At 51.4% G+C, this 24,973-nt stretch carries 25 protein-coding genes; 15 read left to right on the forward strand and 10 right to left on the reverse strand.

The window, feature by feature from the left end:
• Positions 1-22: 22 nt before the first annotated feature.
• The gene (gene dnaA, locus ACT3TF_RS12390; RefSeq protein ID WP_096276686.1) at positions 23-1,492 is read right to left on the reverse strand and encodes a chromosomal replication initiator protein DnaA; all 1,470 of its coding nucleotides are present in this window, start codon (positions 1,490-1,492) and stop codon (positions 23-25) included.
• A gap of 534 nt (positions 1,493-2,026) precedes the next feature.
• On the opposite strand from dnaA, the gene rpmH reads away from it, so the two are divergent.
• From rpmH to mnmE, 4 genes are all read left to right on the forward strand, one after another.
• Positions 2,027-2,161: a 50S ribosomal protein L34 gene (gene rpmH / locus ACT3TF_RS12395; protein ID WP_008959105.1), complete on the forward strand. Its 135-nt coding sequence runs from the start codon at positions 2,027-2,029 to the stop codon at positions 2,159-2,161.
• 13 nt (positions 2,162-2,174) lie between these two features.
• Entirely contained in the window at positions 2,175-2,567 is a 393-nt protein-coding gene (rnpA, locus tag ACT3TF_RS12400) for a ribonuclease P protein component (RefSeq protein WP_096276688.1), read from the forward strand.
• A 121-nt stretch (positions 2,568-2,688) separates the two neighbouring features.
• Positions 2,689-4,377 carry a membrane protein insertase YidC gene (gene yidC / locus ACT3TF_RS12405; protein ID WP_096276691.1) on the forward strand — a complete coding sequence of 563 codons (1,689 nt, stop codon included), beginning with the start codon at positions 2,689-2,691 and terminating at the stop codon, positions 4,375-4,377.
• Positions 4,378-4,530: 153 nt separating this feature from the next.
• Positions 4,531-5,901 carry a tRNA uridine-5-carboxymethylaminomethyl(34) synthesis GTPase MnmE gene (mnmE, locus tag ACT3TF_RS12410; RefSeq protein ID WP_096276693.1) on the forward strand — a complete coding sequence of 457 codons (1,371 nt, stop codon included), beginning with the start codon at positions 4,531-4,533 and terminating at the stop codon, positions 5,899-5,901.
• A 9-nt stretch (positions 5,902-5,910) separates the two neighbouring features.
• On the opposite strand, the gene ACT3TF_RS12415 is transcribed toward mnmE, so the two are convergent.
• The 9 genes from ACT3TF_RS12415 to ACT3TF_RS12455 form a co-directional block, all read right to left on the reverse strand.
• A complete protein-coding gene (locus ACT3TF_RS12415; protein WP_444672290.1) occupies positions 5,911-6,753 on the reverse strand; it encodes a 23S rRNA (adenine(2030)-N(6))-methyltransferase RlmJ in 843 nt (280 codons plus the stop codon).
• A gap of 89 nt (positions 6,754-6,842) precedes the next feature.
• The gene (locus ACT3TF_RS12420; RefSeq protein WP_441684352.1) at positions 6,843-7,523 is read right to left on the reverse strand and encodes an OmpA family protein; all 681 of its coding nucleotides are present in this window, start codon (positions 7,521-7,523) and stop codon (positions 6,843-6,845) included.
• A gap of 61 nt (positions 7,524-7,584) precedes the next feature.
• Positions 7,585-8,769: a radical SAM family heme chaperone HemW gene (gene hemW, locus ACT3TF_RS12425; protein ID WP_441684353.1), complete on the reverse strand. Its 1,185-nt coding sequence runs from the start codon at positions 8,767-8,769 to the stop codon at positions 7,585-7,587.
• The gene (gene rdgB / locus ACT3TF_RS12430) at positions 8,762-9,370 is read right to left on the reverse strand and encodes an RdgB/HAM1 family non-canonical purine NTP pyrophosphatase (protein ID WP_441684354.1); all 609 of its coding nucleotides are present in this window, start codon (positions 9,368-9,370) and stop codon (positions 8,762-8,764) included. Before rdgB ends, hemW begins: the two co-directional genes overlap by 8 nt.
• A 147-nt stretch (positions 9,371-9,517) precedes the next feature.
• Positions 9,518-9,787, reverse strand: a complete 270-nt coding sequence (locus ACT3TF_RS12435) for a hypothetical protein (protein WP_444672291.1) — start codon at positions 9,785-9,787, stop codon at positions 9,518-9,520.
• Positions 9,788-9,957: 170 nt separating this feature from the next.
• Positions 9,958-11,238 carry a glutamate-1-semialdehyde 2,1-aminomutase gene (gene hemL / locus ACT3TF_RS12440; RefSeq protein ID WP_096276723.1) on the reverse strand — a complete coding sequence of 427 codons (1,281 nt, stop codon included), beginning with the start codon at positions 11,236-11,238 and terminating at the stop codon, positions 9,958-9,960.
• A 36-nt stretch (positions 11,239-11,274) separates the two neighbouring features.
• Positions 11,275-12,084: a bifunctional hydroxymethylpyrimidine kinase/phosphomethylpyrimidine kinase gene (gene thiD / locus ACT3TF_RS12445; RefSeq protein WP_441684356.1), complete on the reverse strand. Its 810-nt coding sequence runs from the start codon at positions 12,082-12,084 to the stop codon at positions 11,275-11,277.
• Positions 12,084-12,515, reverse strand: a complete 432-nt coding sequence (gene hemJ / locus ACT3TF_RS12450; protein WP_096276727.1) for a protoporphyrinogen oxidase HemJ — start codon at positions 12,513-12,515, stop codon at positions 12,084-12,086. The genes thiD and hemJ overlap by 1 nt, the downstream gene beginning before the upstream one ends.
• The gene (locus tag ACT3TF_RS12455; RefSeq protein WP_441684357.1) at positions 12,515-14,344 is read right to left on the reverse strand and encodes a chloride channel protein; all 1,830 of its coding nucleotides are present in this window, start codon (positions 14,342-14,344) and stop codon (positions 12,515-12,517) included. The genes hemJ and ACT3TF_RS12455 overlap by 1 nt, the downstream gene beginning before the upstream one ends.
• A gap of 206 nt (positions 14,345-14,550) precedes the next feature.
• Between ACT3TF_RS12455 and argC the strand changes: the two genes are divergently transcribed.
• The 11 genes from argC to atpB all read left to right on the forward strand — a co-directional run bounded on the left by argC (position 14,551) and on the right by atpB (position 24,932).
• Positions 14,551-15,585 carry an N-acetyl-gamma-glutamyl-phosphate reductase gene (gene argC, locus ACT3TF_RS12460; RefSeq protein ID WP_096276731.1) on the forward strand — a complete coding sequence of 345 codons (1,035 nt, stop codon included), beginning with the start codon at positions 14,551-14,553 and terminating at the stop codon, positions 15,583-15,585.
• 103 nt (positions 15,586-15,688) lie between these two features.
• Positions 15,689-16,042 carry an iron-sulfur cluster insertion protein ErpA gene (gene erpA / locus ACT3TF_RS12465; RefSeq protein ID WP_441672486.1) on the forward strand — a complete coding sequence of 118 codons (354 nt, stop codon included), beginning with the start codon at positions 15,689-15,691 and terminating at the stop codon, positions 16,040-16,042.
• Between the two features lie 148 nt (positions 16,043-16,190).
• Positions 16,191-16,967 (forward strand): transporter substrate-binding domain-containing protein, encoded by a 777-nt coding sequence (locus ACT3TF_RS12470; RefSeq protein WP_096276735.1) that lies wholly within the window; start codon positions 16,191-16,193, stop codon positions 16,965-16,967.
• A gap of 115 nt (positions 16,968-17,082) precedes the next feature.
• Entirely contained in the window at positions 17,083-17,754 is a 672-nt protein-coding gene (locus ACT3TF_RS12475; protein ID WP_096276738.1) for an amino acid ABC transporter permease, read from the forward strand.
• 11 nt (positions 17,755-17,765) lie between these two features.
• The gene (locus ACT3TF_RS12480; protein ID WP_176483348.1) at positions 17,766-18,536 is read left to right on the forward strand and encodes an amino acid ABC transporter ATP-binding protein; all 771 of its coding nucleotides are present in this window, start codon (positions 17,766-17,768) and stop codon (positions 18,534-18,536) included.
• Between the two features lie 592 nt (positions 18,537-19,128).
• A complete protein-coding gene (gene mnmG, locus ACT3TF_RS12485; protein ID WP_096276740.1) occupies positions 19,129-21,033 on the forward strand; it encodes a tRNA uridine-5-carboxymethylaminomethyl(34) synthesis enzyme MnmG in 1,905 nt (634 codons plus the stop codon).
• Positions 21,030-21,695 carry a 16S rRNA (guanine(527)-N(7))-methyltransferase RsmG gene (gene rsmG, locus ACT3TF_RS12490; protein ID WP_096276742.1) on the forward strand — a complete coding sequence of 222 codons (666 nt, stop codon included), beginning with the start codon at positions 21,030-21,032 and terminating at the stop codon, positions 21,693-21,695. The genes mnmG and rsmG overlap by 4 nt, the downstream gene beginning before the upstream one ends.
• Entirely contained in the window at positions 21,696-22,463 is a 768-nt protein-coding gene (locus tag ACT3TF_RS12495) for a ParA family protein (protein WP_096276745.1), read from the forward strand. It begins immediately after the preceding gene.
• A gap of 48 nt (positions 22,464-22,511) precedes the next feature.
• Positions 22,512-23,441 (forward strand): ParB/RepB/Spo0J family partition protein, encoded by a 930-nt coding sequence (locus ACT3TF_RS12500; RefSeq protein WP_096276747.1) that lies wholly within the window; start codon positions 22,512-22,514, stop codon positions 23,439-23,441.
• 202 nt (positions 23,442-23,643) lie between these two features.
• Positions 23,644-24,072 carry an ATP synthase subunit I gene (locus ACT3TF_RS12505; RefSeq protein WP_444672292.1) on the forward strand — a complete coding sequence of 143 codons (429 nt, stop codon included), beginning with the start codon at positions 23,644-23,646 and terminating at the stop codon, positions 24,070-24,072.
• A gap of 32 nt (positions 24,073-24,104) precedes the next feature.
• A complete protein-coding gene (atpB, locus tag ACT3TF_RS12510; RefSeq protein ID WP_096282231.1) occupies positions 24,105-24,932 on the forward strand; it encodes a F0F1 ATP synthase subunit A in 828 nt (275 codons plus the stop codon).
• Positions 24,933-24,973 lie beyond the last annotated feature (41 nt).

Genomic DNA, 24,973 nt, shown 5'->3' on the forward strand with positions numbered 1-24,973 from the left:
GCAGGTCCGTCCTATGGAATGATTAACTGGTCAACAGGCGCAGTAAATTCTTATAGTCCTCACGAATGTCCGCACTTTCTTCCTGCAACGATTTAACTTTTCGGCATGCGTGCAGCACCGTGGTGTGATCACGCCCACCAAAAGCGTCGCCAATCTCTGGCAAGCTATGATTGGTTAGCTCTTTAGCAAGCGCCATTGCCACCTGACGGGGGCGGGCAACGGAGCGTGAACGGCGCTTAGAAAGTAAGTCCGCCACCTTAATTTTGTAATACTCCGCCACCGTACGTTGAATATTATCAACGCCAACCTGTTTATCTTGAAGGGCTAACAGATCTTTTAATGACTCGCGAATAAAATCTTGGGTAATGGTTTTGCCCATGAAATGCGAATCAGCGATGACTTTTTTCAACGCGCCTTCCAATTCACGCACGTTAGAGCGAATTTTTTGCGCAATAAAGAACGCCGCATCGTGAGGCAAATCGACCTTAGCTTGATCAGCCTTCTTCATCAAAATGGCCACGCGTGTCTCAAGCTCCGGCGGCTCAATCGCCACCGTCAGCCCCCAGCCAAAGCGTGATTTCAGACGCTCTTCTACACCGCTAATCTCTTTCGGATAGCGATCAGAGGTCAGGATCATTTGCTGGCCGCCTTCCAAGAGTGCATTAAACGTATGGAAGAACTCTTCTTGTGAACGCTCTTTGCCGGCAAAAAACTGAATATCATCAATTAGTAAGGCATCAACGCTGCGATAAAAACGTTTAAAATCATTAATCGCATTAAGCTGTAATGCCTTCACCATATCGGCAACAAATCGCTCGGAATGCAGATATACAACGCGAGCATTTTCGCGCCGGGTCGCTAACGCATTGCCAACAGCATGCATCAAGTGAGTTTTACCAAGTCCCACTCCACCGTATAAAAACAGCGGGTTGTAGGCACCACCAGGGTTTTCAGACACTTGGCGCGACGCAGCGCGAGCCAGTTGGTTCGATTTACCTTCAACAAAGGTATCAAAGGTAAAATTAGGATTAAGTCCGCTACCATGTTTCAGGCTGCCCTCAACTTGTACCTGTCGCTCATTGGGGCGCCGCGTAGCCGCTTGCTGCTCACGCAATTTATCGATCTCACGCTCGTCGGCGGCATCTGCCCGCGATGACGTATGCACCGATGCCGAAGCAGGTCGCGATGGTGAAGCCGATATAGGATTACCTAAATCACGATGCTGAGGCGCCTGCGTAGCCGGGCGGCGACTACCTACCGTCAGGCTGACCTTAGGCGGTTTCGCGGGGGCTAGTTCACGCATCAGCTCACTTATCCGCTTGGCGTACTTATCGCTCACCCAATCACGCACAAAGCGATTCGGCGCCAATAAGCGCAGCTCGTTGGACTCTCCTTCCTCTGCCTGCAGCGGGCGTATCCAGGTATTGAACTGCTGTGAATTCAGTTCATCCTGCAGGTTGTCCAGGCACTGTTGCCAAAGCGTCAGTGACACTCATCTCACCATCGGTTGAAAACGGCCGACCATTGTAGCGCTCAAAGCTCCGGTTATCCACATGGGTTTAGGAACCCATATTGGCCTGTGGACAACTTGCAATAAGCCTGCGGGACAACCTCGGGAGGAAAGGGGGATAAATATGAATAATAACGTTTTCTTAAAGGTTATAAACATCTAACCAACATGTTTTAGACCGCTTATACGACACTTACACACAGATTTTTTATCATTATAACTTACTGAAATATCGATATTAAAATCACTTATCCACAAATAGTATCCCCACTATTAATAACAACAGGTTTAGAACTACTAACTAGTAATAATAGTGGTAGCGTCGATTGCCCAACAATATCCCAAAAGCAGCGCTGCAATCCCTCTGCAAGGCTTTTTATGCAAGGAAAAATTGCACCCGGCGTAGGAAGTCTCTACAATTTCCGGTCTTGAATTGAATCTCCCCGGCTAGTTCCTCACTGGACCGGGCTTTTTGGAATTCACTTTCCGTCCTAAACCACGTGGGAATAACGAGTTATGAAACGCACTTTTCAACCTAGCGTTCTCAAGCGCAAGCGCGCGCATGGCTTCCGTGCTCGTATGGCAACCAAAAACGGTCGCGCCGTCCTAGCACGCCGCCGTGCCAAAGGCCGCAAGCGTCTGAGCGCCTGATTTCGGATTGCGTGTGCCGCAGCAAGGCTTTCCCCGGCAATTACGGTTACTAAATGCTGGGGACTTCAGTCACGTGTTTGAACAAGCCGACTTAAAAGTGCATGGCAAAGGTATGATGGCGTTAGTTCGCTTTAGTACTCGGGGTTACCCTCGCCTTGGACTGATAGTTAGCAAAAAAAATGTTAAACGCGCCGTAGACCGCAACCGTTTCAAGCGTCTCGTACGAGAATCCGTACGCCTTCGCCAAGACCATTTACCCTCTGTGGATATTGTGGTTCTTGCGCGGCGGGGTGTGCAGGATATCGATAACGACACCTTACATCGCCAGTTATACGGCATGTGGAAGCGACTCCAGCGTGACGCGCAGGCGGTGATAGCAGAACCAACGCCAGAGCGTAACACGTGACATTTGGTGCACACTTCGCCGCTCGACCTCGGCCTGCCCCCCGGCAGGCTTTCGTGTGTCAAGGGGCAAGTAAATGACACTGCGCCACTAGTATGTTCACCACCCAGCGGGCAGAACCCTCATGGACGTAAAACGACTTTTATTACTGATTCCACTAGCCGTACTAGCCTATTTGTTAGTCGTCCAGTGGAATCAGGATTACGGGCAGCCAAATTATGATTCGGCTCCTGAAATGACGCAACGCAGCAACTCGGCGGTGCCTAGCAATGTCGAAACTGACGATGGCTTAGCAGTTCCCAGCAGTTCTCCGCAGCAAGACCCGGTTGGAGAAGGAATCGCGAGCAGTACTGAAAGCGAGTCATCAAGCCGCGATTTTATTGCCGTCACGACCGACGTTCTTGATGTGCGTATCGATCCCCACGGTGGCGATATTGTTTATGCTGCTTTACCACAGCACAAGCAATCACTCGATTCAGAGCGCAACTACGTGCTGCTATCGGACAACAACAGCCGTAGCTATGTCGCACGCTCAGGGCTGCAGCTCGACGGTCAAGCTAGCCGCATCGCGTTCACTCCCGAAAATTCTGAGTATCGTTTAGGCGATAACGATGATGAGCTAAGCGTTAATCTAACCGCTGACGTTAACGGCGTTGAGATCATTAAACGACTTACCTTTGACCGCGGCAGCTATGCGGTCAACGTCAATTACTACCTAGCTAACAATACCGATGCGCCCGTTACTGCGCGCTTTATTGGTCAGCTGGCACGAGATAATAGCCCCGACCCTTCCAGCGGCGTCTCAATGGGTATGAAGTCCTACTTGGGCGCAGCTTACTCAACGCCAGATGCTCGCTACGAGAAAATCAATTTTGAAGATATTCAAAATCGTGAGTTTGAAAACCGTGAAGCGCAGGGTGGCTGGATTGCTATTATTCAGCACTACTTTGTATCCGCATGGGCACCGCAGCAGGATCAGCAGAACCTGTTTTACGTCACCAGCGATTCCAGTAATCGTAACGTCGTCGCCTTTGCCGGCCCCACAAGCAACATTGCAGCAGAGGGTGAAGCTACTCTGGGCGCAACGCTGTACATGGGACCGAAGGTTCAGGACTACCTAGAACAGGTCGCTCCCAACCTGCAATTAACCGTGGATTATGGCTGGCTTTGGTTTATCGCTAACCCGCTGTTCTGGCTGCTGGATCATATCCATGAAATCGTTGGTAACTGGGGTTGGTCGATTGTTCTGCTAACCGTGCTGGTTAAGACCGTGCTGTTCCCGCTGTCTGCCAAGGCTTACAAGTCTATGGGCCGGATGCGTAAGCTTGGTCCGGAAATGCAGCGTCTAAAAGAGATGTATGGCGACGATCGTCAAAAAATGTCTCAAGAGATGATGAAGTTCTATCAGAAAGAGAAGATCAATCCGCTGGGCGGCTGTTTGCCTATCGTGATCCAGATGCCGGTCTTCATCGCTCTTTACTGGATGCTGCTAGAATCGGTTGAATTGCGCCATGCGCCGTTTATGTTCTGGATTCAAGATCTATCGATGAAGGATCCTTACTTCATCCTGCCGATCATTATGGGCATCTCGATGTTCGTTCAGCAGATGTTGAACCCGACGCCTCCAGACCCCATGCAGGCGAAGATTATGAAGATGCTACCCATCATCTTTACCTTCTTCTTCCTGTGGTTCCCAGCGGGTCTGGTCATCTACTGGGTGGTCAACAACATCATTTCGGTGGCGCAGCAGTACTACATTACGCGCAAAATCGAAAATGACCCGAGTATCGGCAAAGGCATGAGAACTAAGTAGTTAAAGAGACAGTGATTTACCGCTGTAATCTGCGCCTTCAGACCCCCGCCCCGTGCGGGGGTCTGGCGTTTTAAGACCAATAAATTCACACTAGTTGTGATCAATACTGGAACGATCCATTATTATTTCAGCCCACTGTTAAAGAGAGCCACCATGGCCGAACGCCTCTACACTCCTGACACCATCACGGCACTGGCGACTCCTCCTGGGCGCGGTGGCGTCGGTATTATACGAGTCTCCGGCCCCGCCTGCCGCGAGATCGCCCAAGCTATGATTGGGCACTGCCCAGCACCAAGGTACGCCCATTACGGCCCCTTTCAGGGCGCTGAAGGCACTATTGATGAAGGTATCGCGCTACTTTTTAATGGCCCTTATTCTTTTACCGGTGAAGACGTACTCGAGCTTCAGGGGCACGGCGGCCCGATTATCATGGATATGCTGCTGGAACGTTGCATAGCATTAGGTGCTCGTTTAGCGCGACCAGGTGAGTTTTCCGAACGGGCTTTTTTGAACGATAAGCTAGATCTTGCCCAAGCAGAAGCCATTGCCGATCTGATTGATGCAACCTCACGCTCGGCGGCAGAAAACGCCGTTCGCTCGCTGCAAGGCGAGTTTTCAAAGCGGATCTCCGCGCTAGTGGAGCGCCTTATCGAGCTACGTGTTTATGTCGAAGCGGCCATTGATTTTCCAGAAGAAGAAATCGATTTTCTTGCCGATGGCCATGTGGCACAACATTTAAGCAGCGTACAGCAGGCGCTTAGCGATGTGCGTCAAGCCGCGGGGCAAGGTGCGCTGTTGCGCGAAGGTATGAGTGTGGTGATCGCAGGACGTCCTAATGCCGGCAAATCCAGCCTACTTAATGCGCTTACCGAGCAGGATACCGCCATCGTTACCGATATCGCCGGAACGACCCGCGACGTGCTGCGTGAGCATATTCATATCGATGGCATGCCGCTGCATATCATCGATACGGCCGGACTACGCGATACCCCCGATGCGGTTGAAAAAATCGGCGTCGCTCGCGCCTGGGACGAAATAGAAAAGGCTGACCGGGTGCTGCTGCTAGTCGATGCCACGACCACCGATTCAATCGATCCAATGGAGATTTGGCCAGAGTTCGTGGCACGCCTACCGGATCAGCAGCGCCTAACCTTAGTCCGTAATAAGATAGACACCAGCGCTGAGCAGCCGTGTTTAGACCTATCCACAGGCACACCAATTGTGCGGCTATCTGTCAAAACGGGGGTGGGTGTGGATAACTTAAAAGCGCACTTGAAGGAGGTAATGGGCTTTGCCGCTACCACCGAAGGTCGCTTTTCTGCTCGTCGACGGCACCTGGATGCGCTTGACCGCGCCATGACAGCGCTCGATACCGGCCGTGCTCAGCTTGATGGCTATGGTGCAGGAGAGCTGCTGGCTGAAGACTTACGTGACGCCCAGCAGGCATTAGGCGAGATCACCGGCGAATTCAGCGCCGATGACCTACTCGGCGAGATTTTCGGCAGCTTCTGTATCGGTAAATAGCAAAGGCAGCTACTCTTGTACCCACCAATCTGCCTTATAGCGGCTGCTGGAGCCTAGTAGCGGCGTTATCTCCGCCATTGCCGCCGCTAGCTGCTGATCTAATCCCCAGGGTGGATTAATCACTAGCATGCCACTGCCATACATACCGTGAGCTTGCTCGGCTGGGGCGCGCAATAGCAGCTCGCTGCGCCAGATTTTGCGCACTCCACGCGCCTTTAGCGTATCTAGTAACGCGTGATGGTGGCCTGCCGGTAGCAATGGATACCAGATTAATATCACGCCATGGCGCACTTTTTCCAAGGCGTGTACCACCGTCTCAGCGACCTCTTGATACTCCACTTTGCGCTCATAGCTTGGGTCGATAAGGACGCACAGTCGCGGCGTTCTCACCGGCAGCATATCTGTTAATCCCACTAGACCATCACCAAAAACGCGCTGTGCGTTAGGCGATAATACCTGGGCATTAAGCTGCTTGTGCTCTCCGGGATGGAGTTCAAACAGACGCAGCTTATCCTGCTCACGTAGCACATTACTCATCCACCAGGGTGAACCCGGATAATGCGTTAACGTGGCTGCGTCCGGCTGGGCACTTCTCAGCACCTCTTTCCATGCGCCCAAGAACGGGGCGCTGGACTTAGGCTGCTGCCAAAGTGGCCAAATACCCTCGCGGTACTCTTGCAAGCGTTGGCTCTCTTGCCCACTAAGGGGATAAAGGCCGCGCCCTGCATGAGTATCAACATATGTAACGGCAGATTCTTTACGTAATAAATAATCGGTCACCGCATACAGGGTAAGATGCTTATGAACATCGGCAAAGTTACCGGCATGGTAGGCATGTTGATATGACAGCATGGGGACTCGTCAGCAGATGAATAAAAAAGCCCGCTATGTGAACATAGCGGGCTATCAGCGGCAATAAGTAGTTAAGCGACTCGCGCTTACTAACGCTGGCCCTGACCATCACCGGTGGGGGTCAACGTGATTTCGACGCGACGGTTCTGGGCACGGCCCTGTTCATTGTCGTTACTAGCGATTGGCTGAGTTGCACCATACCCGGATGTATTGAGGCGCATAGAGCCGACGCCGTTCTGGGTTAAGTAACTGCCGACAGCCTGGGCGCGGCGTTCAGACAGGCGCTGGTTATAGCTTGCATCGCCGGTGCTATCGGTATGACCAGCAATGTTAACGCGAGTGTCTTGGTACTGCGTCAATACGCTAGCGACTTCGTTCAGGGCGCTGCGTGCTTCACTGGTAAGGTCGGCCGAGTCAAAACCAAACGTGACACCGCTTGGCATATTGAGGACGATATCGTCACCGCGGCGATCAATCTCAATACGTGAACCTTGCAAGTTGTCACGCAGCTGCTGCTCTTGGCGGTCCATATAGACACCAACGCCAGCACCTGCGGCAGCGCCGACGGCAGCACCAATCAACGCACGGTCGCGACGGCTAGTACTGCCATCGCCCGACAGCGCACCCGCAGCGGCACCGATTGCGGCACCAATGCCCGAACCCATAGCGGTGCTAGAGCGCTGCGTTTGGCCACCGTAGGGGTCAGAGGTGGCACAACCTGCGACTAAAATAGCAGCGGCCAACGGTGTCAGTAGTCGAGAAATACGCATCACTCACTCCTTATTTATCTTCAATCGTTTGTTTCTTAAAAGATAGTTGGTTTATTACTTATCAATCATCGCCAATTAATGCCAGCAACTCATTCAAGAATAATAGACCTTGAGGCGATGCACGCAGTTTTTCAGGCATTTGCATCAAAAGTCCTTTTTTATCGGCGGACTGTAAACGCTCCAGTAACAAAGTATGTGACTGCCCTGTGTTAGCTGTCCACGTACCCAGCGTAACACCCTCCGTCAGCCGTAAAGCGTTCATGGCAAACTCCAAGGGCAGTTCATCTGCTGTTATTAACTGCTTGCCTGCCACAAAACCGCGCAAATCGTCCATACGTTTAAGGTAGGCATCAGGCTGGCGAGTTTTCCAGCGCCGCTCGATATTCCACTGTTTATCTTGATCAATGTGGCTAAGCTTGCCATGGGCGCCTGCACCAATGCCTAAATAATCACCAAACTGCCAATAATTAAGATTATGACGACTTTGATGATTAGCAGTGGCGTAAGCCGAAATCTCGTAACGTTCAAATCCTGCCTGCTCTAAACGCTGGTGCCCTGTGTCCTGAATATCCCAAAGCGCCTCCTCTTCCGGTAATAACGGGGGATTAGAATGAAAGGCGGTATTCGGTTCTAGAGTCAGCTGATACCAAGAAAGATGCTGTGGGGCTAGCGCCAAGGCTTGCTCAATATCATCCATTGCAAGCTCAGGCGTTTGCTCTGGCAAACCGTGCATGAGGTCAATATTGATATTGGTAAATCCAGCGTGCCGCGCTTGGGTAACCGCTGTCACGGCTTCTTGGCCGCTATGAATGCGCCCAAGAGCATGTAATTGGGCGGGCTGGAAGCTCTGAATACCCAGCGATAAGCGGTTAATACCCGCATTACGATAGCCAGTGAAACGTTCTTGCTCGGTAGTGCCTGGGTTGGCCTCTAAGGTAATTTCAATATCGTTAGCAAAAGGCAGCCGGTGCTTGATTTCTGTCAGTAAACGATCATAAAACAGTGGCGAAAGCAGGCTCGGCGTCCCACCGCCGATAAAAATAGTCTGTATTTCCCGCTCAGCGGCTAATGCAAGGTCGCCATCCAGATCTTGTAACAGCGCCTTAAGATAAGCATCTTCAGGCAACGCTTTCGGCGTAAAGCCGTGCGAACCTGGCTCATGGGAATTGAAATCACAATAGGGGCATTTACGTACGCACCAAGGGGTGTGGATATAAAGCGATAGCGGCGGCAGCGTGTCAGCCATGCGCCACCTGCAGCAACTCCACCAAGCCCTGAAGCGCGCGGCCTCGGTGGCTAAGGCGATTTTTAGTTTCGCTGGGCAGCTCGGCAACACTCATTCCCTGATCCGGTAGCCAGAAAAGGGGATCATAGCCGAACCCCTCCTGGCCCCGCGGATGAGCAAGAATTTCACCTTCCCAACTGCGCTGTACGATCACCGGAACCGGATCTTTAGGATGGCGCAAGTAAACCAGTACGCACCAATAGCGCCCGCTGCGCTGACCTTCCGCACAATCGTTTAACGCGGCTAATAACGTCTCATTATTTTTTTGATCACTTTTTGGCTCGCCGCCATAGCGCGCGGAATAGATACCCGGCGCACCATTCAATGCGTCCACTTCGAGGCCAGAATCGTCCGATAGCGCGGGCAAACCGCTAATAAGGCTCGCTTCACGGGCTTTGAGCAGGGCATTTTCTACGAATGTTAACCCTGTCTCTTCGACATCAATAACCCCAAAATCTGCTTGAGGGCGAACATCAAAGCCTAAAGGTGAAAGTAATTGATTGAATTCTCTTAACTTTCCGCTATTTCCACTCGCCAGAACAAGGGTATTGGCTGCTGACATGACAAACACTCCAGACATTAGAGCGTCAGTTTACGCGCTCATCCGCCGTATCAAAAGCCAGCAAAATGTTACTGAACGTATCTTAGAAAAAGATAGGTTAGAACACGCTAATTTAAGATAAATTAATACGGTGATATTTAGATATCCCTACCGCATCACGAGCGTTAACGTGCCTCCCACCCCTTGGGTAGAAGAACGAGTACGGTTAGTGCCTTTTTGAATGTCGACGTCCAGTTGCTCATCATCACTCAACAGTTTAACGGCACCTTCCAGTTCAGTACCGATAAACGTGTACTCGGCAGGTACGGTCCCACGCTCTTCGATATGCTCCGTCGTTTCGCCCTCATGGGTAATACGCCAGTGGGCTGAAAACTCTGCGCCTGGAGAGCCGCTCATGCTGATATGGATCTCATTCATAGTCTGCTCCTGAGACGACTACGCCAGCAGTGGGGCGCATGCTATTAGCCCCGCCGCACACATCGCATATCGCCAAGCCGTTGGTCGTTGCATTGTGATACCTCGTTTACCACAAGAGCCGCTCGTAATGAGCGGCTCTTGTGGTATAGCGAGCTTTACGTTACTTGCCGTTACATAACTGCAAAGGCTTTCTCTGCTGCATCCAGGGTGAACTGGATATCTTCCGGGGTATGAGCACTCGACATAAAACCCGCTTCATAGGCAGAAGGGGCCAGATAAACACCGTGATCTAGCATCGCGCCAAAGAAGCGGCGGAACGCATCTGGATTACATGCCGTGGCTTGGGCAAAGTTATCCACACGACGTTGAGAGGTAAAGAAGAGACCAAACATACCGCCAGCTGATTGCGTCATCATTGGTACACGTGCAGCGTTGGCGCGCTCTTGCAGCCCCTGACACAATGTGTTAACCCGCTGGGTTAACGCATCGTGAAAACCCGGTACCTGAAGCTTCGTCAGTAGAGCTATTCCCGCCGCCATCGCCAGTGGATTACCGGACAGCGTGCCTGCCTGATATATAGGACCCATGGGAGAAATATTCTGCATAATCTCGCGCTTGCCACCAAATGCGCCCACCGGCATGCCGCCACCGACAATTTTACCCAGGCAGGTCAGATCCGGGGTAATGCCATAGTGTGCCTGTGCACCGCCCAGCGCCACACGAAAACCTGTCATCACTTCATCAAAAATCAGCACGCTAGCGTGTTCATTGCATACTCTTCGCAGTGTTTCTAAGAAGCCTGGCTGGGGTGGAATACAGTTCATGTTGCCAGCCACTGGCTCAACGATTATGCAGGCAATCTGATCGCCAATCTCAGCAAAGCACGCCTCAACCCCTTCAGGGTCGTTATACGACAGAGTGATCGTATGCTCCGCCAGTGAAGCAGGCACGCCTGGTGAGCTAGGTTCACCGTGGGTAAGTGCCCCTGAGCCGGCTTTTACCAGCAGCGAGTCCGAGTGACCATGATAATTACCTTCAAACTTAACAATCTTATCGCGCCCGGTGGTGCCCCGCGCCAAGCGAATAGCCGACATAGTGGCTTCGGTGCCAGAGCTAGTCATACGCACCATATCCATAGAGGGAATCATCTCGCAGATGAGGTCCGCCATGGTGGTTTCTACCGCCGTCGGGGTGCCAAACGAAAGGCCATTATCCAAACGAGCTCGAACGGCTGCCAGTACGTCTTGATCGGCATGCCCTGTGATCATTGGTCCCCAGGAGCCCACGTAATCCACATAGCGGTTCCCTTCAACGTCAAACAGGAAGGCGCCCTGAGCGCGCTCCATAAAAACCGGCGGACGGTGCAAACCTTTAAATGCCCGGACAGGCGAATTTACGCCGCCAGGAATATGGCGGCTCGCTAGATCGAATAGTTCAGCTGATGTGGTCATGACATCCTCTAAATAAAAGGCGTACAGAAGATAGGATCAAAAGCGGACAGCCTGTGAAAAGCGGTTAGGCAAGCACTGGCCACTGGGTGGCTGAAAGCCTTGAGACAAGCTTTCCCAAGTAAAGTGCTGAGCTTGCTCACAGGCAGTTGGTAAGCGCTCACCCACAGCCAATCGTGCGGCAATAGCTGAAGCAAGCGTGCAACCGGAGCCGTGAAACTGTTCGGGCAGCCGCGGCCACTGCCATTGGCGAGTGGTCTCTGGCGAATGCAATGTGTGGACTACCTGGTGATCGTTGCCCGGTAATGGTTCATCGGTGGCCGTTACTAAAATTGCCTGGCACCCTTGAGACATCAGCGCCACTGCACGCGAGGTATCGTCGTAAGGGGTGGCGATACCCGGCGTTAACTGAGCGAGCTCCGCGCGATTGGGCGTTAAGATATCCACAAGCGGTAGCACGCGATCAATAAATAGCTGCCGTAAATCGGGTGTGGATAACTCAGTTCCGCCGCCTGCTCTAAATACCGGATCGGCGACCACGGGAATGCCCGGAAACCGTCGGATAATTTGCTCCGCCGCACGCAGCGTGGCTTCATCGGCAAGCAAGCCAATCTTAATGGCCGCGACCTGCATCTCGCTCATCGCCTCGGCCATTTGACGCATTGCGTTAGAGTCAGCAGGTATCACCCTAGTCACATTATGACAATTTTGTATCGTCAGCGCGGTGGGAATAGTGACAGCCCAACCACCGCATGCCGAAATAGCTTCGCTGTCAGCAATTAAACCCGCACCGCCAGTCGGGTCATGTCCAGCCAGCACCAAAACAACGGGAGGAAGCGGTTGGCGCATCAAAAGGGTTTCACAACCGCGAGTAACACAACCGCGATAAGCACAATGACGGGCGCTTCGTTAAACCAGCGAAAAAACACATGGCTTTTGGTACAGCGATTCTGAGCGAACTGCTTTAAATAAATCAAACAAACGTGATGATAGGCAATTAGAACCACTATTAAGGCCAGCTTAGCGTGCATCCACCCTTGGCTAAACCATGCCGGCACCAAGTAAAGCATCCAACCGCCAAACACTAACACCACAATCATAGACGGCGTCATGATGCCGCGGTAAAGCTTGCGTTCCATGGTTTTAAAATAGCTCATTGCCTGGTCATCGCCATTATCCCGTGCGGTAGCGTGATAAACGTACAGCCTAGGCAAATAGAACAGTGCAGCAAACCAGGTCACCACGGCCATTAAGTGAATAGCCTTCACCCATAGATACATTATCGCTCCTTAACTGATGAATCTTTCTCTTGTAAATCGTTTTCACGGGGGTCAGCACCGCGGGGCTCTGAGTAGTGATAATAACGTTCGATAGCACCACGGGTAATAATACCTGAAATCCGTTGCTGCTTAGGGCGATAACCATGAACGACATACAGTGCCCCTAGCGCATTATCTTGAAGTTTTAGAAAGGCTTCAGAAAGCGTTGCCTGCAGTCCAATCGGCGCCAATTCTAAGCGCTGCCCGGGGATTTCTAACAAATCAATCAACTCATCGTCCGGCGGTGGTTGATCGCTAAGCGCTTCATCATGTTCGAGCAACCAGCGTGCAAGCTCTGCAGCTTTAAGCGCCAGCACCGGTTTTTCCTCGCTTGAACGCTCGATCACCAGCCATACCGGATTAGTTTCGAGCAGCAAACGCGCCTGATCAGAGGTAATCATTCGCTCAGTCCGCACCAGTTGACGTTCCATCACGGCGGGTACTGATACTCTTGAGAGCGCTTGCATCAGTGGTTGCTGCAAAGGGTGCAAACCATAGCGTACCGAGCTAATAAAAAAGCCTTCACAGCCGGTAATTTGACGCGAGGTGAGACACGCAACGACCACCACCAACATGCCGGGTAGCATAATACTCGGCGTATGCGTCAGCTCCAAAAGCGCCATCAACGCTGCCAGCGGCGCTTGCAACACCGCCCCCATCATCGCAGCCATGCCTAGCATGGCATAAACACCCGGGTCAGCGGCTTTATCGGGCCACAGCCAGCCGCCCAACAGCCCAAACAGCGCGCCTGTCGCTGCGCCGACGACTAGCACGGGGCCGATAATACCGATTGGCACTCCGCCAGAAACGGTCAGCGCCGTCAGTAATAGCTTGGCTATCATTAGCGCCAGCAGGACTTTAATTTCCAACTGATTATTGAGCGCAGCCGCCACGCTGTCGTAACCAATGCCCTGTACTTGCGGAAACCACCAGGCAACAGCACCCGTGGCTACGCCGACTAGCCCTAAACGCAGCCAAAGCGGCCAGGCTTGTATCCGCTGACTGCGCGAAATATGAATAAATAGCCCCGCCAGCAAGCCGATAAATAGCCCGGTTAGCACAATCCAAGGAAGGTTCATTAACGAACCAAGCACTACTTCTGGAATACGAAAAGCCGGCTCATTCCCATAGGCAAGCTGTGCCATCAGCGCGCCCATCGTAGAGGCTAAAATGACCGGCATAAAGCTCATCAGGGTGTACTCCATCATGACAACTTCCATGGCGAAGATGACCCCGGCGATAGGCGTATTAAATGAAGCGGAAATGCCAGCAGCGGTACCGCACGCTACTAGAACTCTTAAGCTATTATTGGGTAAGCGCATCTGTTGGCCTAAGCCACTTGCTGCCGCGGCGCCTAAATGAATAGCAGGCCCTTCGCGGCCAGCGGATAGCCCGCCAAGCACAGAAATGACGCCGACCCACCATTGATTAAGCCAGTTACGCAGAGGAAAGCGACCTTGATGGTAGGAAAGCCGCTCAATTACATGGCCAACACCTAGCTTGCGCGCGGCAGGCTTTTGCCGATACAGCAAAACACCCACTAAGGTAACCGCCACGAGTGGAAGCAGCGTACGCAGCCAAGGCGCCATGCTTTCAAAGGCTTCAGGGTCGCCATCGGTCATGTACAGCGCCGCGCCTGTTTCCAAGAGCAGGCGAAACGCCACCATCACCGCGCCGGTAATAATCCCAGAGACGAGCCCCAGCAAGCAAAGCTGTGGAAGGGCATCGACATTGGCCAACTGGCGACGAAAGCTCTCTAGAGTAAAATCCGAACGGGAAAAACGCGCCACGACGACCTTCCTTGTTTTTTTGCCTTGGTACTCTATGTCTTGGGTTAGTCTTAGTGTTCTTGTGTCTTCATCCTCTTGTGTATCATAGCCCGATACGCTTAGACAGCCCGCAGCAATCCGCTTAGGCTGTTGCTATCAATACTCAGGTCAAAAGTAATTTACATTTTTTTCTAAAATCTGTTTTGCAAACCCGCAAGGAGTTATTTGTGATTAAGGTCGGCATTGTTGGCGGTACCGGTTATACCGGCGTTGAGCTACTGCGGCTGCTCGCCCAGCACCCCCACGTCAACGTCGCCGCGATTACCTCGCGCTCAGAGGCGGGCATCAAAGTATGCGATATGTACCCTAATCTGCGCGGCCATTACGACACGCTGGCATTTAGCGAGCCGGATGCCAAGCAGCTAGGCGCCATGGATGCGGTATTTTTTGCCACGCCCCACGGCGTTGCTCACACCCTAGCGGGTGAACTGCTCGACAATGGCACCCGCGTCATCGATTTATCGGCTGACTTTCGCCTACGCGATGCCAATGAATGGAGCCGCTGGTACGAGCAGCCCCACGGGGCGCCAGCGCTACTGGGAGAGGCGATTTACGGCCTGCCAGAAATGCACCGCGAAAAAATTAAAGACGCACGCTTAATTGCGGTACCCGGCTGCTACCCCACGGCCGTGCAGTTAGGCTATCTACCGCTATTGGAAGCGGGCTTGATTGATCCCCAACAGCTGATTGCAGACTGTAAATCCGGCGTTACCGGCGCGGGCCGCGGCGCAAAAGTGGGATCGTTACTCGCAGAAGCCAGTGAATCAATGAAGGCTTACGGTGCGTCGGGTCACCGCCATTTACCGGAAATTAGCCAGGGCCTTAAGGATATTAGTCATGCCTCGGTCGGGTTGACGTTTGTACCTCACCTTACGCCCATGATTCGCGGTATTCACGCCACGCTTTACGGCCAGTTAACCGCTGAGCCAGGCGATTTACAGGCACTGTTTGAACAGCGCTACGCCGACGAGCCGTTCGTTGATGTCATGCCTGCCGGGAGCCATCCCGAAACGCGCAGTGTCAAAGGTATCAACACCTGCAGGCTAGCGGTACATCGTCCTGGCAATGGCAATACTGTGGTGGTGCTATCGGTGATTGATAATTTAGTCAAAGGTGCTTCAGGCCAAGCGATTCAGAACCTTAACTTAATGTTTGGCTTTGATGAAAACATGGGATTAACAGCGCCTGCACTGATGCCTTAACGTTCGACTAATTCCCAGCAATAGTTGACCAATTTGCTGGGAATTACCCATAATCACCCCCCAATGCCGATTTATTCGTTCTTTAAGCTCGCGGGAGGTACCCATGAGCGGTGCAGAAGCCTTTGTTCCGACCCCATTACTGCTGTCTGATAGTGCACGCAAGCGCATTAATGCACTGATTGCAGAAGAAAATAATCCATCTCTAAAGCTACGCGTCTACGTCACCGGCGGTGGCTGCTCTGGTTTTCAGTACGGCTTCGATTTTGCTGAAAACGTTGCCGAGGATGACACCGTCATCGCATTTGGAGATGCCTCCTTAGTGGTCGATCCGCTGTCTTATCAATATTTAGTCGGCTCCACCGTCGATTATGAAGAAGGGCTTGCAGGCGCTCGTTTTCGCGTGCAAAACCCTAACGCTACCGCTACCTGCGGCTGTGGCGCTTCCTTTATGGTCTAAACAGCGTTGGCTCAAAGCTCACCCCGTGACTTGACGCCTTGTCGGTTTCTCGCCAAGGTTAATAGGTCAATAACAGCCTTAAGGCTTTTCCAAACGACAAAAATCGCTTGGAAAGCCATGACAGGCCACATAAAACACGGGGAAACTTATGAAAGTAGCGCTACCACTCAGTCTCACTAAAACAACGCTTGTGCTAGCCCTTGGATTAGCCGGCACCACTGCTGCCATGGCTGACTTACCGAAAGTAAACGTAGCGACCGACCCAAGCTTCGTGCCTTTTGAGATGATGGATCAAGAAACGGGTGAAATGACCGGTTTTGATATGGACATCATCAACGAAGTGGCTGAGCGTGCAGGCTTTGAAGTTAATCTCACCACAATGGAATTTGCTGGCATTATCCCGGCCGTACAAACAGGCAGCCAAGAGATCGCCATCGCCGGTACGACCATTACTGCAGAGCGCGCTGAGATAGTTGACTTCTCAGACCCTTACTATGATTCAGGTCTACAGATTATTGTTCGCGCTGACAACAACGATGTAGAAAGCATCGAAGACCTCGCGGGACTGCCTATCGCTACGCGGATTGGTTCCACCAGCTACGACTTCCTACAAGCTGAGCTAGGGGAAGATGCCGATATCACTCCTTTCCCTGCTATGAGTGATATGTATATGGCGCTATTAGGCCGTAACGTCGATGCGGTGTTCTACGATGCGCCTAACGTTGCTTACTTCTCACAAACCCGTGGTGAAGGGCGCACGAAAGTCGTTGGACCGCTTTACGAAGGTCAGCAGTACGGTATCGTTTTTCATAAAGGCAGCGAGTGGGTAGAACCTACCAATGAAGCGCTTGCCGCGATGAAAGAAGACGGTACCTACGATGAAATTTATCAAAAGTGGTTTGGTGAAGCGCCCAGCGAAGAGTGAGATTAAAGACTCGCTAACCGCATAGCATCATAACAGGGCCGGGTGGCCATAGCCCCCGGCCCTGCTGCGTTTTTCAAGTGTTTTTTCTCATCTTTTTTGTTTCAGGAGTCTACGCGTGGACGTCAATTTTCAGTTTGATTGGTCGGCAGCGTTTGGATCTATTCCATACCTGCTACCTGGCATTCCCTGGACGTTACTTATTTCATTTGGCGGCCTGGCAATTGGTTTTTTTATCGGCATTTTCTTTGGCCTGCTGCGGCTGAGCCGCCTGCGCTGGCTACGTTGGCCGGCTATTTTTTACGTTGAGGTGTTTCGCGGCACGCCTATCCTTGTCCAGGTACTGTTCATTTTTTATGGTTTACCACAGCTGTTGGGTAGCCCTATTAATGCGCTTGTTGCGGGTATTGCTGCCATTGCCGTTAACTCTGGCGCCTATATTTCTGAGATTGTCCGCGGCGGCGTTCAATCGATTGAGCGTGGCCAGCGGGAGGCGTCGCTATCACTGGGCCTTTCCCGTACCCAAGCCTTTCGCTATGTGATTTGGCCCCAAGCTTTCCGCCGGATGATTCCATCACTTGGTAATCAAGGCATTATCAGTATTAAAGACACGTCGCTGTTTTCAGTGATTGGCGTTGGCGAACTGGTACGTCAGGGACAAATCTACATTTCCACTACGTTCACCGCCCTTGAGGTCTACTTCATGGTCGCACTGATGTATTTAGCGATCACCTGGACCCTTTCAATCTTACTACGCCAGCTTGAGCGTAGAGGTCTGGCCGGACAATAAGGACACGCACAATGAGCGAAACATTGAACAACACAACGCAGCCAATTGTGCGTATGCAGAAGCTCAATAAACATTTTGGCAGCCTGCACGTACTCAACAACATTGATCTCGACATTATTCCTGGTGAAGTGGTCGTGATTATTGGTGCCAGCGGTTCAGGTAAATCGACCCTGATTCGCTGTATCAACGGTCTTGAGGAGTTTCAGGCAGGCAGTCTTACTGTTGATAACAACGAACTCTTGCCCAATGGAAAAAGCACCAGAGCGTTACAAACCATTCGTACTGAAGTCGGTATGGTGTTTCAGCAGTTCAACCTCTTTCCCCACCTCAGCGTACAAGACAACGTTACGTTAGCACCGATGAAAGTACGCGGCGCTAGCCGCGCTGATGCTGTTATCAGTGCCAAACGTCTGCTTGACCGTGTAGGTATTGCAGATCAGGCCGATAAGTACCCAAGCCAGCTCTCTGGCGGCCAGCAGCAGCGTGTCGCACTGGCACGTGCCTTGGCCATGGAACCGCGGCTAATGCTGTTTGACGAGCCTACATCGGCACTTGACCCCGAAATGATTGGTGAAGTGTTGGACGCTATGCGTGAACTCGCTAAAGAAGGGATGACGATGGTAATAGTCACCCATGAAATGGGCTTTGCCCGAGAAGTCGCAGATCGCGTTATTTTTATCCATAAGGGTGAAATTGCAGAGCAGGGACCGCCTGAAAAGCTGTTTGATACGCCTCAACATGAGCGCACTCAATCCTTCCTTGCACGAGTGTTAAAACACTAGATCGAATCGATATTTTCAGCGCTAATTCGACATTAATGACGTCTTAAACGGTCGCTAAATTGCTTTTTTTACCCGCCTGTCCTCGTGACAGGCTTTTTTTTGCCTGTGGATAAGGTTTTTTTTCGTTTATCCACTTCTCGTCTATCAGGCCTGCCATAGGGATCTCTTAGCATTTGTTAACAGGCATGTACTGGATGTTCACAGGTGCGGTAACAACCAAGGTATAGGCCGGTGGATAAGCCGTGTAGAATTGGTGCTGTGGATAAAGGGGTATTTCATCCACAGGAGTAACACCGCTTCTGCCCAGGCAATACGCTGTTCAAACATGTAGAAGTCAACAATGTAATCTATTGAAAAATAAATGAATTAGTTGCTTATGCACAGAAATTGTCCACACTAATAGTTACTACATTTACAGAACTTCTCTTATCTTATTTTTATATTGTTATTAATAAAGGCTATTCAAATTGAAGGGGTGTGGAAAAACCTGACGGTTACCCACAGGGGGTTTATACTTGCCGGCGTATTGAACTAGGGTGCATAAGCACTGGCTCACATCATCCGTGCCCAACGGCACAAGACGAGGTGTCTCTTGAATTATCCCGACCGCTTTGACGTGATTGTCATCGGCGGTGGCCATGCGGGGACTGAAGCCGCACTGGCCTCTGCTCGTATGGGCTGTCAGACCCTGCTGCTCACTCACAACATCGAAACACTGGGCCAAATGTCGTGTAATCCTGCGATCGGTGGCATTGGCAAAAGCCATTTGGTGAAAGAAATCGATGCTATGGGCGGCGCTATGGGGCTTGCCACGGACTTAGGTGGCATCCAGTTTCGCGTGTTAAATGCACGCAAAGGGCCTGCCGTTAGAGCCACTCGGGCTCAGGCAGACCGCATTCGTTACAAATCAGCTATTCGTGGGATGTTGGAAAACCAGCCTAATTTGACGCTTTTCCAGCAGGCGGCCGGTGACTTAATCGTCGAAAATGACACCGTGCGTGGCGTTGTAACCGAGACTGGTATTCGTTTTCATGCTCAAAGCGTTGTGCTGTGTACCGGCACATTTTTGGGTGGTGTGATTCATATAGGCTTGGATCAAAGCAAGGGCGGCCGCGCAGGTGACCCGCCTTCCAACGCTCTCGCCGAGCGGTTAAGGGCACTGCCGTTTCGGGTTGATCGTTTAAAAACCGGTACCCCCCCGCGCATTGATGCTAAAACGGTTGATTTTTCACAGCTGGAAGAACAGCCAGGCGATACACCAACGCCAGTGATGTCCTATCTTGGCTCGCGGGAAATGCACCCTCAGCAAGTCAGCTGTCACATTGCCCACACCAACCAGCAGACTCACGACCTGATCCTGGCTAACCTTGATCGATCACCCATGTATTCTGGTGTGATTGAAGGCGTTGGCCCGCGCTACTGCCCATCAATTGAAGATAAAGTCCATCGGTTTGCCGACAAGTCGAGCCATCAAGTGTTTATCGAGCCTGAAGGCTTGGACACTCATGAGCTCTATCCCAATGGGATCTCGACCTCGCTGCCCTTTGACGTGCAGATTCAAGTTGTGCGCTCTATCAAAGGCTTGGAAAACGCACATATCACGCGGCCTGGTTATGCCATTGAGTATGATTTCTTTGATCCACGAGATTTAAAACACTCGCTGGAAACTAAATTTATCCACAGCCTGTTCTTCGCTGGCCAAATCAATGGCACAACGGGCTATGAAGAAGCCGCCGCCCAGGGGTTGCTAGCCGGCTTGAACGCTGCACGTCGCGCACAAGAGTTGGATGCATGGTACCCCCGCCGCGATGAAGCTTATCTTGGCGTATTGGTCGATGATCTAATCACGATGGGCACCAAGGAGCCCTATCGCATGTTTACCTCGCGAGCGGAGTATCGCTTACTGCTGCGAGAAGACAACGCTGATTTACGCCTTACTCCAGCAGGCCGTGAGCTTGGTTTGGTTAATGACGCCCGCTGGTCGGCGTTTAGTCAAAAGCGTGAAGCAATCGAGCAAGAAAACGCACGTCTGAAAACCGTTTGGATTCAACCGGGAAGCTTAGCTGCTGAGAAAGTGGCTGAAAAAACCGGCGCGCCTCTATCACGAGAATACTGCTTGAGTGATTTGCTTAAACGCCCTGAACTCAACTATAGCGACTTGGCCCAGTTACCCGGACTTGAAGACACGCTTACCACTGATGAAGCGGTTGCTGAGCAGGTACAAATTCAGGCCAAGTATCAAGGCTATATTCATCGGCAACAGGATGAGATTGATAAACTCAAACGCCATGAAGCGACGCCTTTGCCTGCTGAGTTGGATTATTTAAAGATAGAAGGTTTATCTAACGAAATCCGTCAAAAGCTTGCTGACGCTAGGCCAGAAACATTGGCCCATGCGGCGCGTATTTCAGGCGTTACTCCAGCGGCCGTTTCTATTTTGCTGGTACATCTGAAAAAACGCCGACTGGTAGCGGCTGCCGACGTGGTTAACGGATGAATTCGCTAACGGTGTTATTAAAAAGCTTACCCGCAAGCGTTGCGCTACGTTTAGATAAAGGTCTTCACCAACTGGCGATTAATGTCAGCCAGCATCAACGCGAACAGCTGCTAGGGTTTCTCGCGCTGTTGCACAAGTGGAACCGGGCTTATAACCTCACAGCGGTGCGTGATTTAGATGAAATGGTGTCGCGCCACGTGCTGGATAGCGCAGTGGTATTGCCCTATGTGCACGGGCCGCGTTTACTCGACGTTGGCGCAGGGCCCGGATTACCTGGAATAGTGTTGGCCATTTTGAATCCTGAGCTAGACGTCACGCTACTAGACAGCAACGGTAAAAAGGTGCGTTTTCAACGCCAAGCGGTCATGGAACTAGGGTTGAAAAACGTAACACCTGTCCAAGCACGCGTTGAACAGTTCGAAGCAGCTGCGTTTGATCAGGTAATCTCAAGGGCGTTTGCTAGCCTCGTTGATTTTGTCACGCTCACTCGTGAGCTGCCGGCCATTGATGGCCAGTGGTTAGCTATGAAAGGCCCGGGGGCGGATGATGAACTGCGTGATCTGCCCCATGGTATTAAATTACACGCGCGTCATCTGCTGGAAGTACCCTTTGAAGCGGCCCAGCGGCAGCTGTTGATTCTGACCCCAGAAGGAGTTGAGTAAGTGAGCCAGATCATTGCCCTGACCAACCAAAAAGGCGGCGTGGGCAAGACCACCTCGGCCGTTAATCTGGCGGCGAGTCTCGCAGCGCTCGATCGCCGCGTGCTATTGGTGGATCTTGATCCGCAAGGTCATGCCAGCATGGGTAGCGGCATCGACAAATACGAGCTTGATAAAAGTGTTCTTGATGTTTTGCTGGGTGAAGCTACCGCGGCTGAAACGATTGTCAAAAAGTTGCCGGTCAAGTACGACGTACTGCCGGGTAATGGCGATCTGACCGCCGCCGAAGTGGAATTATTAGATCGTGAGCAAAGTGAAAGCTGCCTGACAGCGGCGTTAGCATCGGTAGCGGATGAATACGATGTGGTGCTGATCGACTGCCCGCCGTCTTTGAACATGCTAACCGTCAATGCGTTAACGGCTTCTAACAGCGTGCTCATCCCTTTACAGTGCGAGTTTTACGCGCTTGAAGGGCTATCGGCACTGCTGGATACTGTTGAGCAAATCAAGCAAAACGTTAATCCTGATTTAGCCATTGCGGGCATTTTGCGTACCATGTACGACAAGCGCACTAGCTTAACCCGCGAAGTCGACAAGCAGCTGCGCGATTACTTTGGTGATATGTTGTTTAAAACCACCATACCCCGCAATGTTAAAGTCGCCGAAGCACCGAGTCATGGTCTGCCGGTCACGCAATATGCCCGGTTCTCACGGGGGAGTCAGGCCTATCGTGTGCTGGCAAAAGAGATGATCCGTCGTCTTTCACTTTAAACAATACGCGCTGTAGTTATAGCTATCGTTATAAATGAGGGAAAGCGAATGACGCGTAAACGCGCGCTAGGACGTGGCCTGGATGCCCTGATTGGTGCTGGTGCTCGTCGCCGTGACAGTCTAGAACTTGCCGGTAGCGGCACGCCGCTTGAGCTGACTAATACAGCGATTAGCGCTGCGACTGACGAGGTCGTTGAAGATCGACTTGAGCGTTTGCCATTAGCTCAGTTAACGCGGGGTAAATATCAGCCGCGTCGCGATATTCAGCCTGAAGCGTTAGAAGAGCTGGCCGATTCTATTCGTGCTCAGGGCGTTATGCAGCCTATCGTCGTACGTCCCATCGGCGTGGATCGTTACGAAATTATTGCCGGTGAACGTCGCTGGCGCGCCTCTCAGCTGGCTGAATTGGACGTTATTCCTGCGGTTATTCGCGAAGTCAGCGATGAAGTCGCACTAGCGCTGGCGTTAATTGAAAACATTCAGCGTGAAAATCTCAATGCCATTGAAGAAGCCATGGCACTTAAACGTCTGGGCGAAGAGTTTGAGCTTACCCAACAGCAAATTGCCGATGCCGTGGGTAAATCACGCACCCAGGTAGCTAATTTACTGCGTTTATTGGCATTAGACCCTGAAGTACAAACGCTCTTGGAGCGCGGCGATCTTGATATGGGCCATGCACGCGCTTTGCTGACGTTAAGCAGTTCACAGCAGCGGCAAGTTGCCCACGAAGTGGTCAATAACGACATGACCGTGCGAGCAACCGAAGCGTTGGTGAAAAAAGTACAAACAAGCCAAACCTCTCTTCAAACGCCTAGTCGGACAATTAAGCAGCCCGATGTAGCCAAGCTTGAAACGCATTTAGGTGAATTACTCGGTGCGGCTGTTTCCATTAATCATGGTCAAAAGGGCAAGGGTAAGCTGACTATTCGCTATACCAGCCTTGAAGAACTAGACGGTATTTTAATGCATATTAAATAGCAGGCTACGCAATATTGCCTAAGAAGAGGGCATGTTTTAACCATTTGGTCGAAAATCGACCCCTAAACGGGCAAAATCAACGCTACTCGGTTGAAGGTGTGATAGCGCTTCCCTATAATCGCGCAAGATTTGTGCAGGTTGTCTGTGTTTGTCGAAGAATACGCTCTTTGAAGCCTGTCGATTTTTTTAAAGAGCTGGGTGTTTGTCCAAAGCTATGCAGAAAACCATGCAGAGAGCTATGCAGCGATACGAAACCCAGCGACGCAGAACCTATATTGTTCGCCTAACCATCACACAATTAATCATTACGTTAATCGGGATGATGGCTGGCTATTTTTTGGCACAAATGCCAGGTGCGCTATCGGTGTTACTCGGTGCCTTAGTGGCATTACTACCACACGCTTTTTTCATAAAGCGTATGGGAGTTTTGAGGTCTAATCGCCCCTCGCAGGCAGCGATGCGCCTATTTCGTGCCGAAGCAGGTAAGTTTGGTTTGACGGTGGCACTGTTTGTTGCAGTGTTCGTAGTAGCGCCCCCCTCAAACCCCGCTTTCTTTTTTTATGCTTATGTGGCGGTTGTTCTAACGCATTGGTTCACGCCTTGGTTAATGCCAAAAAACGCTAATGCTTAGAAAATCGCACAACTGATTGAGGTGACATGTCCATGGCCGCAGGAAACGAAGTCTCTACGACTTACTATATCCAGCACCACTTGCAGAACCTGACCTTTGGTAATCATCCCGAAAATGGTTGGTCGCTGGCGCATACAGCGGAAGAAGCAAGTGATATGGGCTTTTGGGCCATTCACTTAGACACCATGGGCTGGTCAATTGCCATGGGTCTGCTGTTTATCTTTATTTTCCGCAAAGCCGGTAAAATGGCGACTACGGGTGTGCCGACGGGTTTGCAAAATGCCGTTGAAATGGTGGTTGAATTTATCGAGGGCATGATCAGAGGAACATTTAAAGGTCATAACCCGATCATCGCACCGCTAGCGTTGACGCTGTTTGTGTGGATTCTGTTTATGAATACACTCAAAATTATACCGGTCGACTATTTACCCGTGCTGTTTAGTAAGCTTGGCGTTGACTACATGAAATCTGTTCCGACCACTGATGTAAACGCCACCCTAGGCTTGGCATTGGGCGTGTTCGGGCTAATTCTCTACTACAGCTTTAAGGTCAAAGGCATTGGCGGTTTTGCCAAAGAGCTTTCACTGACACCGTTTAATCACTGGGCACTGATTCCCTTTAACCTGCTGCTCGAAATTGTTGCGTTGCTGGTTAAGCCGTTCAGTTTGGCAATGCGTTTGTTCGGCAACATGTTCGCTGGTGAAGTTATCTTTATTTTGATTGCCATGCTGCCGTTCTGGGCTATTTGGGTGCTGGATGTGCCATGGGCCATTTTCCATATTTTGATCGTTGTTCTTCAAGCGTTCATTTTTACCGTTTTATCCGTGGTGTATCTCAGCGCTGCACACGAACATCACTAATCCGAGCAATGCTTGCAACACATTAACCCTTAACCTCAACC

The sequence above is a fragment of the Halomonas sp. AOP25-F1-15 genome (genome assembly GCF_052378675.1).
In the GTDB taxonomy this organism is placed as follows: Bacteria; Pseudomonadota; Gammaproteobacteria; order Pseudomonadales; family Halomonadaceae; genus Vreelandella; species Vreelandella casei.

Bases quoted from the DNA above. Each gene is read 5' to 3' on its own strand.
- ACT3TF_RS12480 (WP_176483348.1), top strand. From the start codon at position 17,766: ATGAGCGAAACATTGAACAACACAACGCAGCCAATTGTGCGTATGCAG.
- ACT3TF_RS12500 (WP_096276747.1), top strand. From the start codon at position 22,512: ATGACGCGTAAACGCGCGCTAGGACGTGGCCTGGATGCCCTGATTGGT.
- atpB (WP_096282231.1), top strand. From the start codon at position 24,105: ATGGCCGCAGGAAACGAAGTCTCTACGACTTACTATATCCAGCACCAC.
- hemW (WP_441684353.1), bottom strand. From the start codon at position 8,769: ATGGCTGACACGCTGCCGCCGCTATCGCTTTATATCCACACCCCTTGG.
- rpmH (WP_008959105.1), top strand. From the start codon at position 2,027: ATGAAACGCACTTTTCAACCTAGCGTTCTCAAGCGCAAGCGCGCGCAT.
- ACT3TF_RS12420 (WP_441684352.1), bottom strand. From the start codon at position 7,523: ATGCGTATTTCTCGACTACTGACACCGTTGGCCGCTGCTATTTTAGTC.
- thiD (WP_441684356.1), bottom strand. From the start codon at position 12,084: ATGCGCCAACCGCTTCCTCCCGTTGTTTTGGTGCTGGCTGGACATGAC.
- hemJ (WP_096276727.1), bottom strand. From the start codon at position 12,515: ATGTATCTATGGGTGAAGGCTATTCACTTAATGGCCGTGGTGACCTGG.
- ACT3TF_RS12435 (WP_444672291.1), bottom strand. From the start codon at position 9,787: ATGAATGAGATCCATATCAGCATGAGCGGCTCTCCAGGCGCAGAGTTT.
- ACT3TF_RS12415 (WP_444672290.1), bottom strand. From the start codon at position 6,753: ATGCTGTCATATCAACATGCCTACCATGCCGGTAACTTTGCCGATGTT.
- mnmE (WP_096276693.1), top strand. From the start codon at position 4,531: ATGGCCGAACGCCTCTACACTCCTGACACCATCACGGCACTGGCGACT.
- yidC (WP_096276691.1), top strand. From the start codon at position 2,689: ATGGACGTAAAACGACTTTTATTACTGATTCCACTAGCCGTACTAGCC.
- rdgB (WP_441684354.1), bottom strand. From the start codon at position 9,370: ATGTCAGCAGCCAATACCCTTGTTCTGGCGAGTGGAAATAGCGGAAAG.
- hemL (WP_096276723.1), bottom strand. From the start codon at position 11,238: ATGACCACATCAGCTGAACTATTCGATCTAGCGAGCCGCCATATTCCT.
- ACT3TF_RS12470 (WP_096276735.1), top strand. From the start codon at position 16,191: ATGAAAGTAGCGCTACCACTCAGTCTCACTAAAACAACGCTTGTGCTA.
- erpA (WP_441672486.1), top strand. From the start codon at position 15,689: ATGAGCGGTGCAGAAGCCTTTGTTCCGACCCCATTACTGCTGTCTGAT.
- rsmG (WP_096276742.1), top strand. From the start codon at position 21,030: ATGAATTCGCTAACGGTGTTATTAAAAAGCTTACCCGCAAGCGTTGCG.